This window comes from Halomonas sp. H2 (assembly GCF_050215315.1).
In the GTDB taxonomy this organism is placed as follows: Bacteria; Pseudomonadota; Gammaproteobacteria; order Pseudomonadales; family Halomonadaceae; genus Vreelandella.
Window position 1 is genome coordinate 1,716,829 of record NZ_CP189760.1, and the last position, 14,166, is coordinate 1,730,994.

Here is a 14,166-nt window from a genome sequence, read left to right on the forward strand (position 1 = left end):
CTCCAGTGAGGTGAAAATTAGCTGCTTTTACCGGATGCCGACGTTGTGCATCCATAATGAGCAAAAAGTTGATCAAGATAGGTGTGCGCGAGAAGGCGAGCTTCTTCAGCATCAAGGCCCTCTGGGGTGAGCGCGCCACGCAGCCATAGCCCATCAATCATGGCGGCCAAGCCGCGTGCTGCGTTACGGGCTTCGGCGCGCGGCATTCCCCGTCGAAACTGGTGACATAAATTGGAGTAAAGGCGGCGATCGTTAACGTTTTGTAACCGCTGCAGCATAGGTTTATGCATGCTGCTGGCCCAGAACGCTAACCAGGTCTTGGCAGCGGGGCCGGTCACCTGCGTACGGTCAAAGTTGCCCTCAATAATGGCACCGATATGGGCGCGGGCAGAGTCGTCTTCCAGCGCATGGCGGCGCACCGCAACGGCTGTGGTTAGGTCGGTCAGGATTTGCCGCATGGTCGCTTCCAGCAGGCCATCTTTACCGCCAAAGTAGTGGCTGATAATGCCCGCTGAAACGCCTGCATGGCGCGCAATGCGCATGACCGTTGTTTCGGCTAAGCCGACGTCATCAATCGCGGCCATGGTTGCGTTAATTAACTGCTGGCGGCGTATCGGTTCCATTCCCACCTTTGGCACAGTGTTCTCCTAAAGATGTTCCCCTAATTCGTTGAATGCCAGATGCGGGCCGATGCTTGAAACCCAGGCCTAGGCATGATTACCTAACCATGATGGCATTTTTTTATTGAACGTTCAATCAATAAAAGGCGCCGACATTTTTTCAGTCACTGCGACCACTGCAGTATCCGAGTGTTCGCAGCAGACGCTTCAAGGGGAGCCACTATCATGAGCAGAACTTCTTCACGTTATGCAGGTGTTTTATTGTTGGTAGCGGGTTTACCAACGGCGATTTATGCCGATGAGTGCAGCAGCGTACGCTTTGCCGAAGTGGGTTGGACGGATATTACGGCGACGACAGCACTGGCCAGTGAAGTGCTCGAAGGGCTTGGTTATGAACCAAGCGTGGATACGGTTTCCGTGCCGATTGCCTATGCCGGTATGCGCAATAATGATTTTGATGTCTTCCTGGGTAACTGGATGCCCTCAATGGCTTCTATCAGCGACCCCTATATCGAGCGTGGTGAGGTTGAGCGCTTGGTGGCTAACCTGGAAGGGGCGAAGTACACCCTCGCGGTGCCACAATATGTTTACGATGCTGGTGTGACCTCGGTTAACGATCTGGCGGAGCATGCCGACCAGTTTGATCGCAGCTTGCACGGCATCGAGGCGGGTAACGATGGCAACGAAATGATCGAACAAATGATTGATGACGACGCTTACGGCTTGGGCGATTGGCAGGTCATCGACTCCAGCGAAGCAGGGATGCTGGCAGAGTTGGGTGCCCGAGTGCCCAACGAACAGTGGATGGTCTTTTTGGGCTGGGAACCGCACCCCATGAATTCCAACTTCGAGATGGCTTATCTTTCCGATGCAGATGATTATTTTGGCCCGGATTTAGGCGGTGCGACGGTGCACACCAATACCCGTACGGGCTTTGTGGAGGAGTGCCCAAATGTGGGAACGTTATTGCGCAACATGACGTTTACCCTGGAAATGGAAAACCAACTAATGAGCGCGATCATGGATGATGGCGAAGATCCCCGTGATGCCGCGCGTGACTACTTGAAGGCTAATGACGGCGTGCTGGATGAGTGGTTAGACGGCGTTACGACTCGTGACGGCGAGCCTGGTGCCGAGGCCGTACGCGCCGCTATTCAGTAAGTTGATTTAGCTGAGGGAGGCAGGCCGGATTCCGGCTTGCCTTTCGTATTCAAGGTAGGCATAATCTGCACCCGTTGATGACGGAAAGGCTACGTAGCTCAGCTGGTTAGAGCACATCACTCATAATGATGGGGTCCCCTGTTCAAATCAGGGCGTAGCCACCACATCAGCATTAGCACACTTACTCAATAACCGAGTGTGCCGTTATGGTGGCCCCTTAGGTCCTCCCGCAACGCTAAACTGCGAACCCCGCCAGGCCCGGAAGGGAGCAACGGTAGTGGTGGCTGCGTGTGCCGGGATGTGGCTTTTGGGGCCGCCTCCATTTTATGTCGATATTCCCTTCTTTTTTATTTTGTTTGCCCAGCTTTGTAGTAGGCTGTTTTATGGGTTTTAAAACTCTTTTTCTAGCTATACAAACCAAAAGCAATTGGGCAATCTGTGACGGTATTTAGCTACAACTCAGACCTCATTGGTGGTGGATTGATGGTGCGTGAAAGTCGTGCCATTGCAGATCTGCTGCTTTCTGATGCTGACGAAGGGCAGTGGCATCAAGCCATCATCGTTGAAAACCGCCTACAGAAGAATCGCCCAGCGACAGCCAAGCGTGCAGCGCAAGCCATTCGAAAGCGCTTAGAAAAACTGGAACCCTCTTTTTGGAAAGCCCTGCACGAAGGAGATGATCAGCTAGCGTCGCAGGTATCGTTTTGTGCTGCCATGGCACGCAACCTGCTGCTGGTGGAGTTTCTCGAAAGCGTGGTGGCCGATGCGTTTTTAACGCGGTCTGAAAAGCTGCAGGCTTACCAATGGGATGAGTTTCTTGCTGAGCGTGTTAACCGCGATGCAGCGATTGCTACCTGGGCAGAAAGCTCAAGGCGCAAAATGGGTCAGGTAGTGTTTCGGATGCTGACAGAGGTCGGCATATTGGATTCCAGCCGATCACGTAGACTTCAGTCTTTCCTACCCCGCCCCGAGCTGAAGATGCTGCTTGATACCAACCACCATGTCCGTTTGCAAAATTGTCTTCAAAAATTGCGCTAAGCATTTATCTGTTGGGCAAAACGCATTAGTGAGCTAATGAAAACTTAGTAGACCTTGCGGCTATGGCTGCAAGCAACGTAATCTTGCCCAAAACAAGCCCGACATAGAGACGCTCCGCATGTCACATAATGAGCAGCACCTACCACCTACCAGCGTTATGTTCCATGAGGATGACCAGCTACGGGCACGATTAAACCAAGTCGCCGAGAAAATCACACGACCGGATTTTTTAGCAGGCCAAGGATTAGGTAACGAAATTGGCTTCTGGATTTTTGATTACGCCCCTGAGCATGAACTACAGGTGCGTGCTTACCTGAATTTCCTCCCCTCGTTAATGGCACGCCAGCACCCGAATATTAAAATGGCACAGGTGAATCTACTTGAGGTACTCAAGGAGTATCTAACCGAGCGCGGCTTCCTAGACAAAGCCATTGCCATGCAGAAAAGCAAAGGCGATTCAGCACTGCTCAGAGCGTTGCGAGGGCCGCTGCACATGGACAAGTTCGCCCCTTACCTCATCCGACACTACTTGTCGCATGACCCCGATATCGTACTGCTCACCGGTGTTGGCAGCCTATGGCCCATGGTGCGAGCGCATAGCTTGTTAAATGCGCTACACGGGCCGCTCGGCCACAAGCCTCTGGTGCTGTTCTATCCAGGCCGTTACGACGGGCAGACGATGTCGTTGTTTAAGCGGATAGAAAGCAATAGTTACTACCGTGCGTTCGCACTCGTGCCTTAGCGCAACGGATTACGTCATTCCGTGTACTACGTTCGCTTGGTGAGTCGTGGTCTTTGATAGCGCGGTACCTCTCAGCTTGAAACACCCAGGGTTTACATATTTATAGGACTGATATGCACATTCAAGAGCTCTTCCTCAAACCGCTCAGCCGGTCAATCAACGGCGTGGTCAAGGCCGACCAGCGTGACCAGGAAACCATCTACCAAGAGCTGGATGAGTATGTCGTCACCAACGAGCTAGACAAGCACTTTCGTGCCTTTTTTGAATCCTACACCACCCCTTTGGATGACCCCTCTATCGCCAACCGCGTGGGCGTTTGGATCAGTGGCTTCTTTGGGTCGGGTAAATCGCACTTTTTGAAAACGCTCTCTTACTTGCTAGCCAACACGGAAGCGTTTGATGCACACGGCCATGCCAAGCGGGCGGCGGATTTCTTTGACGAGCAGAAGCTGGTGGACAGCTCCATACGGGCTGACATCACTAACGCAGTACGCGAGCCGGCCCATGTGGTGCTGTTCAATATCGACAGCAAGGCCAGCTCTAACGACGATGGCAACCCCATTCTCAACGTCTTTCTGCGCGTATTTAACGAGTACCAAGGCTTTAGCTCTGATTACCCGCACATTGCCCACATGGAGCGCCACTTAGAAAAGCGGGGCGTGTATGAGCCATTCAAGCAGGCCTTTAATGACGCCAGCGGCATGGCGTGGGAAGAGGAGCGGGACGGCTATCAGTTCTACCAAGATGACATCGAGCAAGCGATTAGCGTTGCACTAGAGCTTTCCCCGGAAGCGGCGCATAAATGGTTTGAAGAGTCAGAAGCCAATTTTAGTGTTTCAGTGGAAAACTTCTGCCACTGGGTGAAAGAGTTTTTGGAGTCGCAGTCAGCTACCCAGCGCATGGTGTTCATGGTGGATGAAGTTGGCCAGTTCATTGGCAGCGACACGCGTTTGATGCTGACCCTACAAACGCTCACCGAAAACCTGGGCACCATTTGCGGGGGCCGCGCCTGGATCGTGGTCACCTCCCAAGCGGATATGGACGCCGTGCTAGGCGAAATGACTGCCTCAAAAGCCAACGATTTTTCCAAAATCGCCGGACGCTTCAAAACCCGCTTATCGCTCTCAAGCTCCAACTCTGACGAAGTGATCCGAAAGCGCCTGCTGGTGAAAACCGACCCGGCACGCGCGGAGCTGGAAGGCGTGTTTGAGGCCAAAGGCTCCATTCTGCGTAACCAACTGACCTTTGACCGCTCTGGCCCCACGCTAAAAAACATCGAAGGCGTGGAAAGCTTTATCGCCAATTACCCCTTTGTGCCTTACCACTTCCAGTTGGTGCAAAAAGTCTTTGAAGAAATCCGCAAGGTAGGGGCGACGGGCGCCCACTTGGCCTATGGCGAGCGCTCCATGCTCGATGCGTTCCACATGGCCGCCAAAGCCGTGCAAGAGAAAGCGATTGGCGCGCTAGTACCAATGCACTGCTTCTATACAGCGGTAGAGGGCTTTCTTGATACAGCGGTGAAGCGCACCATTGATCAGGCCAGCGAAAACCCCGTGTTAGAGGCGTTTGATGTCGAAACTCTACGCACGCTGTTTATGATCCGCTATGTGGATCTGGTGAAGGGTACGATCGATAACCTGGTAACGCTCTCACTGACCCAAATCGACGATGACCGCATAGCCATTCGTGAGCAGCTGGAAGCGACCCTGGCACGGCTGGAAAAAGAGAGCCTGATAACCCGTAACGGCGATGAATACCAGTTTCTCACCAATGAAGAGCGTGACATCACCCGTAAGATCAAAGCCACGGAAGTCACCAGCAGCGACGAGAACAAAGAGCTTTCCAGCCTGATCTTCAAAGACTCGTTTCGTGACCGCAATAAATACCGCTATCCGGTCAACAAAACCGACTACAGCATTGGCCGCTACCTGGATGGCCACACCCTGGATGGCCGCTACCAGAGCCAGCTAAGGGTGGAGGTGGTCTCACCGCTGGACGTGGAGTATGTGCAGCTAAGCGAAGCGGGCTGCATTCACAAAAGCGGCGATTACGGCGGGCAAGTGCTGATTAAGCTGCCCGACGATAAGCGATTTACCGATGAACTGCGCACCCTGCTGAAAACCGATAAGTTTATCCGCCTGAACCTATCGGCCAACGACCACAGCGTAGAGCGCATTCTGGCCGACCGTGGACGTGAGAACCAAGAGCGCAAAAAACGCCTGCGGGTGCGCCTGGAAGAGATGCTGTTGGATGCGGACGTTTACGCACTCGGGCAAAAGCTTGATCTCAACCGCAACCAGCTCAACACTCGTTTGGATGAGGCCTGTCGCTATCTGCTGGAAAACACCTACAACAAGCTGAGCCAGCTCACGGTGCTTAGCCCTGAGCCGATGCGCGAGCTGCAGGCCGTATTAACCGCCGATGACCTGGGCATCCAGAACCTGAACTTAGACGGCGAGGAGGGCAACCCCCAGGCCGTGAAAGAGGTGGAGCAGTACATCACCCTGCACGGTGGCGAGCCGGTGCCACTGACCCCGCTGATTGAGCGCTTTAGCAACCGACCCTTCGGCTGGCCGGAAGGTGAAACGCTACTGATACTAGGCCGCCTGCATGCCGCAGGGCGCTTAACCTTCCACACCGCTGGCCCCGCGCTCAGTGGTAAAGAAGCCTTTGAGCTACTCAACAACGCCCGCCGCCGCAGTGAAGTCCGCCTCCAGAAGAAGCGCCAAACCGAAGATGCGGTGCTCAACAAAGCCCGTAACCTCACCAAAGAGCTGTTTGGCCAGCTAGGCCCCACCAGTGAAAAAGAGCTGTTTACTTATTACGTAGACCGCTTATCCCACTGGCGACGTGAGCTAGAGGCGTACAAAAGCAAAACCGACGTGGGCAACTTCCCCGGTCGCAACGCCATTGATAGCTCGCTTTTAGAAGTGGAGCGTTTGCTGCGCCTAGACGACAGCTTTGATTTCTTCAAAACCGTCGCTAGCCAGCAGGACACGCTGCTCGATGTCGAAGAAGACTACCGCGATCTCAACGACTTCTTTACTAAGCAGCTCACCACGTGGCAACAGCTGGAGCAAGCGCTCAACCGGTTTGCGGTGAACCGCCTAGAGCTTGAGAAAAACACCCAGGCCCAGCAAGCGCTGGCCGAGTGTGAGCGTATTTACCGGGCCGAAGCGCCTTACGCCATGCTGAACAAGGTAGATGGCTTAGTACGTACGCTGGATGACATTAACAGCGGCCTCGTGGAGGAAAAACGTCAGCACGCCATTGCCCGCATCAATACGCGCATCGCCAAAGTAAGCGCAGAAATAGCCAAAAGCGGCATTGGCACCGCCGAGCTTAGCAACCGCTTACTTCACCCGCTGCAGCAGCTCAAAGCCTCGGTCAATCAATCGGTCAGCGTCGCGCAGATCTACCAGCTACAAACCGAAACTGCCGTTGAATTAGAAGAAGAAAGTTTGGATGCGCTTCACAACGCCCAGGCCGACGCTGCTAAGCGGCAGCCGCCCGCGCCTGCGGGAAACACCACAACACCGGCTCCCACATCAGAGAACCCCAAGCCAGCCCCACAAACGGCACCAGGTGATAAAACGTACGACCCGCATACCGAAACAGCACCGGCTGCGGTAAATGCCCCCAAACCCGTGGCAAGAGTGCGTGTTAGCGACGTACTCAGCCGCGTGCATAGTGGGGTGTACCTGGAAAGCCAAGCGGAAGTCGATGCGTTTATGGACGAGCTGAGAAAAGAGCTGGAAGGGTCACTTTCAGCGGGCAAACGGGTACAGGTGCGTTAGTGTTCGAACGATTTTTGTTGACACGGGCAATGTGCCTGTTCACTGCTGTCCCATGTCCTAGGACGCGGGACAGCAAAGCGGAAAGAAACATGAAAAGTCAACGAGACACCTATGACCACCGCGACCATTGAACAGCGCCTAAGCGAGCCAGAAGGCAAGCAGCTTGAGTTCAAGCGGGACCTATCATCGCCTAAGCCACTGATGAAAACACTGGTCGCCTTTGCCAATACGGCCGGTGGCCAGTTGATCATTGGTGTTGACGATGATGGCACCGTGCTAGGCGTGGATGATCCGCTGGATATAGAAGAGCGCCTGACCAGCATGATCGCGGATGCCATTCACCCCCGGCTACTGCCTAATATTGAACTGGTGAGCGTGGGCGAACATACCTTGGTGTGTATTGAGGTGTTTTTGAGTAGCGCACGCCCACACTTTTTCAAAGCGCTTGGCGAAGAAAATGGTGTGCTGGTGCGACTTGGTTCTAGCAATCGGCAGGCGGGGCTGGCCCTCATTCAAGAAATGCAGCGCCAAGCGAGCGGAACCACCTTTGACGTTCAGCCCATGCCTGAGCTGAGCCGTGACGACCTTGACCAAAACGTCATACAGCAAGCCTTGCACAGCGAACAACTGCTTGATGACAATAAGCTTCGCACGTTACGGCTACTTGTCTCTTATCAAGGTCGCCTAGTACCCAGCGTGGGCGGAATTTTGCTGTTTGGCCGCGAGCGCCAATGGCACTTTGAAGATGCTTGGATTCAGTGCGGCCGTTTTCGCGGCACCGATAAGGTCGAGATTTTCGACCAGACAGATATTCATGCGCCGTTACCCAAAGCGGTTGATGACATCGAGCTGTTTCTCAAAAAACATGCTTTCAAGCAGGCAGAGTTTGGCGCCATGCGTCGCCGCGATGTGTGGAGTATCCCGCTGACCATCCTGCGTGAAGCGATTATTAACGCCTTGGTACACAGCGACTACTCCCAACGCGGCAGCCCCATACGCATTGCGTTTTATGACGACCGTATCGAGATTGAAAGCCCAGGACTACTGATGCCCGGCATGACCATTGAAGACATGAAACGCGGCGTCTCCATGATTCGCAACCCAGTGATTGCCCGCGTGTTTCGTGAGCTTGGGCTGATAGAGCAGTGGGGCAGCGGTGTGAAGCGTATTTTCTCGGAAGCCCAAGTCCAAGGGCTGCCTGAACCGCATATTGAAGAAATTGCCAACCGCGTGCGTTTGAGTATTCGGCTGGCAACGCCGGTTTCTATCCAGCAGTCAGCTTCAGTGACCCAGGCTGAGTCAGTGCAGTCAGAGTCACGGCTAGAGTCACGGCTAGAGTCACGGCTAGAGTCAGCGCTGGCAGCCAGAGTGCTGTTGATACTGCAGCAGGAGCCGCTGGGGAAAGCTGCCATGGCGCGTGAGCTGGGTCACAAGAGCGTTTCCGGTGAGCTCAATAAACAAGTAGGCAATTTACGCCAGCAGCAGCTGATTGAAATGACGCTGCCCGAAAAGCCCAATAGCCGCCTTCAACAATACCGCCTAACCCCTCAAGGCCAGCGCTTTTTGCAAGACACTTTCAAGGATCTAACATGAACACCGCCAACATCAAAAAATACGCCCCCAAGGCCCGCGCCCGCTTTATCGACACCATGACGCGCCAGGCGGCCCGGGTGGGCATTAGCCCAGACGGCAACGGCGGTGCTGTAATTGCCCCCCTGGAGCAAAAGGGCGATGTGTTGGTGATGACCGCCCAGGATGGCCAAACCCACACCGTGCCCGCCCACCTGAAAGGCGCACGGGAAGCGCTGGCCGCGTGGGTGCAGCGCGATGGCTTTACCCAAGCGATAGAGCAGGCCGCCTACAGCTGGTTCAACCGCCTGTGCGCCATTCGTTATATGGAGATTCACGGCTACCTAGACCACGGCCGCCGCGTGCTGAGTGGGGCAGGGGGAGAAGCCGGGCAATACCAACTGCTGGATGAATGCTTAGAGGTGGACTTGCCGGCCCTTGATAAGAGCCTAGACACCACCCGCGTGCGCGAACTCAAGCTCGACGGCACCCAGGATGAAACCCTCTACCGCGAGCTGCTGCTGGCCCAGTGCCACGCCCTGCATGAGGCCATGCCGTTTCTGTTCGAGCCGCTGGACGACGCCAGCGAGCTGCTGCTGCCCAACAACCTGACCAAAACCGACTCGCTGATCCGTGAGCTGGTCGAAGCGATTCCCGAAGCCGACTGGCAAGATGTGGAAGTGATCGGCTGGCTCTACCAGTTCTACATCAGCGAGAAGAAAGATGAAGTGATCGGCAAGGTGGTGAAAAGCGAAGACATCCCCGCCGCCACCCAGCTGTTCACCCCGAACTGGATCGTGCAATACCTGGTGCAGAACTCGGTAGGCCGCCAATGGCTGCAAACCTACCCGGCCTCACCGCTCAAGGCCGATATGCCGTACTACATCGAACCCGCCGAGCAGGAGCCAGAAGTGCAGGCCCAGCTGGATGCGATTACCCCGGCCAGCATCGACCCCGAAACCATCAAGGTACTCGACCCCGCCTGTGGCTCTGGTCATATTTTGGTGGAAGCCTACAACGTGCTGAAGGCGATCTACGAAGAGCGCGGCTACCGCACTCGCGACATCCCCCAGCTGATTCTGGAAAACAACCTGTTTGGCCTGGATATCGACGACCGCGCCGCCCAGCTGGCGGGCTTTGCGCTGTTGATGAAAGCCCGTGAAGACGACCGCCGCATCTTCAGCCGAGGCATCTGCCTCAACGTGATGGCCCTGCAGAGCACCCAGCACTTGGATGCCAGCACGCTATGGCGTGATCTCAACCTGACCGGCGACTGGCATCAGGGCCAGTCCCAGAGCCTGTTCGAGGGCGAGCAGAAGGAGCTCTCCAGCAATGACAACACCTACAAGGCCATCGTCGACTTGATCGAGCGTTTCCAGGACGCCAAGACCTTCGGCTCGCTGATCGAAGTGCCGAGTAGTTTTGCCTCCCCCCTCAAGGCTCTGGTGGAGGTTCTCACCGAGCTTGCTGATGGTGGTGACACCATTCAGAAGTCTGCGGCCAGGCAGCTAATGCCCATCGTGCGGCAGGCGTGGGTGCTGGCCCAACGATATGATGCATTGATTGCCAATCCGCCCTATATGGGCAGCAAGGGTATGAACAAGACGCTGAAAGATTATGCTAAAAGCGCTTACGCCAATAGTAAATCAGATCTGTTTGCGATTTTTATGGAGCATGGCTTCAAACTTTTGAAGGGAAGCGCCGCTTTTAACGCCATGGTGACCATGCAAAGCTGGATGTTTTTATCAAGCTTTGAGAATTTTCGAAAGAATATTATAAGTGACTACAGTATTGAATCCTTGGCACACATGGACAACGGCGTCATGAAGATTGCATTCGGGACAAGCGCGACAGTGTTCCGGAATGTGGATATCGTTGGTTGGAAAGGCGTTTTCTTTAATGTAGAAAATGGTGACATAGGAAATGGTGGATATCCACTGGAAACTCCTATAGGAAGAAGAAGGTACCGCCAAATCGCCCCTGAAAAGTTTAAAGGCATCTCTGGATCTCCTGTAGCATACTGGGCTCCTGAGCAAGTAATAAAAGCATTTGAAAAAAGAGATAAGGTGAGCGACTATTTTAAACTAATACAGGGGATGATAACCGGTGATAACGAAAAGTATGTGCGATACTGGCACGAGGTCTCAAAAAATAAGTTCTATTACTTTAATTCTGATAGTAAAGAGTGGGTTCCATATAACAAGGGTGGCGAAGCTAGGAAATGGTATGGAAATCATGATCTGGTAGTTAATTGGTCGGATCAAGGCGAGAATTTCACAAGAAACCGAAGCACTAACAGCAATCTTTACTTTAAGCCATATGTTTCATGGAGCTACTTAAACTCCGGCCTCCCTGCCGCGAGGTTTTATCCAGAAGGTTTTCTGTGGGATGTTCATGGGTCAGGCGCTTTTGAGAAAGTCGAAAAAAAAACAGAATACCTCGTGGGTTTTCTTTGTTCGAAAGTTGGGGCATATTTTTTAGAGGTGCTTAATCCAACCATGAGTTTTCAGGTCGAAAATATCTCTGCGCTCCCCTGGAGTGAGCCGAGTGACCTACCCCTATTGGTAATGGAATGCATCAGCATATCAAAAAAAGACTGGGATCTTTACGAGACATCCTGGTGCTTCAGCTACCCCCCAATAATTAGCAATAAAAAAATAGGAAATAAAATTAAAGACAACTATGAGTCCATGCAAAAAGATGGTAAGAAAGATGCAGAAAGACTATCCCATCTGGAGTCTGAAATTAATAATATATTAATTAATGACTTTGGTTTGCAGAATGAGCTCTCTGGAAGCGTACATTTAGAAGAGGTCTCACTACAAGTAAATCCCCATTACCGTTATGGAGGCAGCCGCTCGAAAAAGGAGCTGGAAACCATGCTCCAATGCGACTCTCTAAAAGAGTTGGTTTCTTATGCCGTCGGCTGCATGATGGGGCGCTATACTTTGGACAAGCCTGGCCTGATTCTCGCCAGTCAAGGTGAAACTATCCGGGATTATCTTTCTCAGATCCCCGAGCCCAGCTTCGCACCGGATGAAAACGCTATTATCCCGCTTACTGACCAGGAGTGGTTCCCCGACGACGCCACCAACCGCTTCCGCGATTTCGTCCGCACCGTCTGGGGCGATGACTCTTTACCAAATGGCCGCAGCGTTCTGCAAGAAAACCTCGACTTCGTCGCCGAAAGCCTCTGCCTGCACGCCATCAAACCCAAGAAGGGTGAGACTGCGCTGGAGACCATCCGCCGCTACCTCAGCACCCAGTTCTTCAAAGACCACCTGCGCACCTACAAGAAACGCCCCATCTACTGGCTGTTTTCCTCCGGCAAGCAGAAGGCCTTCGAGTGCTTGGTTTACCTGCACCGTTACAACGAAAGCACCCTGGCCGAGATGCGCACCGACTACGTCATCCCGCTCACCACCAAGCTCGCCAGCTACGTGGAAAAGCTAGAGCAAGACAAAGACGCCAGCACCTCTGCGGCCGAAGCGAAAGCTATCGAGAAAGAATTGAGCAAGCTCTACAAACAGCAAGCCGAACTCAACACCTTCGACGAAAAACTCCGCCACTACGCCGACCAGCGGATCTCGCTGGATCTGGATGATGGGGTGAAGGTGAATTACGGCAAGTTTGGGGATTTGTTGGCGGAAGTGAAGGCCGTGACGGGGCAAAAGTAATGGATGAGCTTTGGGGATATCTAGCCGCATCTTTTATTGAGGAAAACAAGCTGTACATCTCAAGTGAGCTGGCTGATCGCTACGACGATTGGTATGGCGTTGCTCATCCTTACTATAAGCAGTCTGTTGTCGATGGTTATAAAGTGTATCAGAGCGTGCCCGACGATGATGATGGCAGGATGCACGTTTACTACTCGGAACTAGGCGCGATATCTGAAATGATTGATCAAACAATGCCTCAGATGGAAGCTGTTTTTGCTCAGGTGGATCAGGACATCGCGCAGATAAGGTCGTATGTTGATCTGGCCATTAGAACCAACCCTTCGGTGATATCCGCATGATTCATCAAATACGCATCGACAATTTTAAATCGTTGGTAGATTTTGAAATTCGCTTGGCACCCTTTACCTGCTTGGTAGGGCTTAACGGTGCGGGTAAATCGACCGTGCTTCAGGCGTTGGACTTCATTTCGCAGCAGATGCGTGGTGATATTGATGGCTGGTTAGAACAACGCCAATGGGAGCCGAGAGATCTGGGTTCGAAGCTGACGGCGAAGCAAAATATCGACATTGCGGTTCAGGTTGAGACGGAAAAGCATGGTTTGATCGAATGGTCTGCTAGTTTCAACCGCCAGTCACTGCGTTGCACAACGGAAGAAGCTTTCTGCGATGGTGTGAGGTTGTTGAAAGTGGAGGATGCTGAGTTCTGGATAGACCGCAGCGTGAAGCAGGGCAGTCTGCGTGATGTAAGAAGCGAAATTATGTTCGAGTATCAAGGCTCGATTCTCTCGCAGCTAAAACGTAACCAGATAGGTGAGCCGCTGCAGGTGCTTAAAGAAGCACTAGCCAATATTCGCTCGCTGGATCTACTTTCGCCAGAATACCTTCGCCAACGTACACGAGATTCAGCAGGGCATTTAGGCTTGGGCGGTCAAAAGCTCTCTGCGTATCTTCACGAGCAGGGTGGTGAGGTTCGTCAGCGGCTGCTGGAAAAGCTGCAGTTTGCATATCCTCAGCTAGTCAGTATTGATACCCGCTCGTTGCGTTCTGGTTGGAAGCATCTGGATATTGCCGAGCAGTTCAAAGGCAAAGTGCTCAACACACCCGCACGCCATGTTAATGATGGCTTGCTGCGCTTACTGGCGGTGCTTTCACAACTGGCTTCCGATGAACATTTTTTGTTATTCGATGAGATTGAAAATGGCATCAACCCGGAGCTAGTCGAGTTTCTGGTAGATACGTTAGTTAAGAGCGAGCACCAAGTGATGGTGACGACCCATAGCCCCGTCATTCTCAACTATTTGGAAGACAAAGTTGCCAAGCACGGTGTGATCTATCTCTACAAAAATGCTAAAGGGGCAACCCAAGCAATACGCCTGTTTGAAATACCTTCACTGGCTGAGAAGCTGCAGTTTATGGGGCCAGGTGAGGCGTTTATTGATACTCAACTCACTGAGTTGGCGGCTGAAATTCAATCGCTTAGCGCTGAGAGAGGCAAGGATGCATCTGCTTCTAAGCGGTGAAGGCCCTAGTGATATAGGCGTGTGCTACCCAGCGGCAGAA

At 53.1% G+C, this 14,166-nt stretch carries 9 protein-coding genes, 1 tRNA gene and 1 other RNA gene; 10 read left to right on the plus strand and 1 reads right to left on the minus strand.

Going from position 1 to position 14,166, the window contains the following annotated elements; translation table 11 throughout:
• Positions 1-17 precede the first annotated feature (17 nt).
• A complete protein-coding gene (gene betI, locus ACQE2I_RS07935; RefSeq protein ID WP_427031062.1) occupies positions 18-638 on the minus strand; it encodes a transcriptional regulator BetI in 621 nt (206 codons plus the stop codon).
• Between the two features lie 207 nt (positions 639-845).
• Here betI and ACQE2I_RS07940 point away from each other — a divergent pair, with 207 nt between their 5' ends.
• The 10 genes from ACQE2I_RS07940 (at position 846) to ACQE2I_RS07985 (ending at position 14,126) form a co-directional block, all read left to right on the plus strand.
• Positions 846-1,781 carry a choline ABC transporter substrate-binding protein gene (locus ACQE2I_RS07940; RefSeq protein WP_427031063.1) on the plus strand — a complete coding sequence of 312 codons (936 nt, stop codon included), beginning with the start codon at positions 846-848 and terminating at the stop codon, positions 1,779-1,781.
• Between the two features lie 87 nt (positions 1,782-1,868).
• Positions 1,869-1,945: transfer RNA gene (locus tag ACQE2I_RS07945), tRNA-Met, on the plus strand.
• 52 nt (positions 1,946-1,997) lie between these two features.
• Positions 1,998-2,094: signal recognition particle sRNA small type (gene ffs / locus ACQE2I_RS07950), an RNA gene on the plus strand.
• Positions 2,095-2,219: 125 nt separating this feature from the next.
• Positions 2,220-2,819 carry a DUF1819 family protein gene (locus ACQE2I_RS07955; protein WP_427031065.1) on the plus strand — a complete coding sequence of 200 codons (600 nt, stop codon included), beginning with the start codon at positions 2,220-2,222 and terminating at the stop codon, positions 2,817-2,819.
• 118 nt (positions 2,820-2,937) lie between these two features.
• Positions 2,938-3,561, plus strand: a complete 624-nt coding sequence (locus ACQE2I_RS07960; RefSeq protein WP_427031067.1) for a DUF1788 domain-containing protein — start codon at positions 2,938-2,940, stop codon at positions 3,559-3,561.
• Between the two features lie 113 nt (positions 3,562-3,674).
• Complete coding sequence (gene brxC / locus ACQE2I_RS07965) at positions 3,675-7,358, plus strand: BREX system P-loop protein BrxC (RefSeq protein ID WP_427031068.1); 3,684 nt, start codon at positions 3,675-3,677, stop codon at positions 7,356-7,358.
• Between the two features lie 111 nt (positions 7,359-7,469).
• A complete protein-coding gene (locus tag ACQE2I_RS07970) occupies positions 7,470-8,951 on the plus strand; it encodes an ATP-binding protein (protein ID WP_427031069.1) in 1,482 nt (493 codons plus the stop codon).
• Positions 8,948-12,604, plus strand: a complete 3,657-nt coding sequence (pglX, locus tag ACQE2I_RS07975) for a BREX-1 system adenine-specific DNA-methyltransferase PglX (protein ID WP_427031070.1) — start codon at positions 8,948-8,950, stop codon at positions 12,602-12,604. Before ACQE2I_RS07970 ends, pglX begins: the two co-directional genes overlap by 4 nt.
• Positions 12,604-12,945, plus strand: coding sequence for a hypothetical protein (locus tag ACQE2I_RS07980; protein WP_427031071.1), 342 nt, complete (start codon positions 12,604-12,606; stop codon positions 12,943-12,945). The genes pglX and ACQE2I_RS07980 overlap by 1 nt, the downstream gene beginning before the upstream one ends.
• Positions 12,942-14,126, plus strand: a complete 1,185-nt coding sequence (locus ACQE2I_RS07985; protein WP_281662065.1) for an AAA family ATPase — start codon at positions 12,942-12,944, stop codon at positions 14,124-14,126. Before ACQE2I_RS07980 ends, ACQE2I_RS07985 begins: the two co-directional genes overlap by 4 nt.
• The last annotated feature ends 40 nt before the right edge of the window (positions 14,127-14,166 follow it).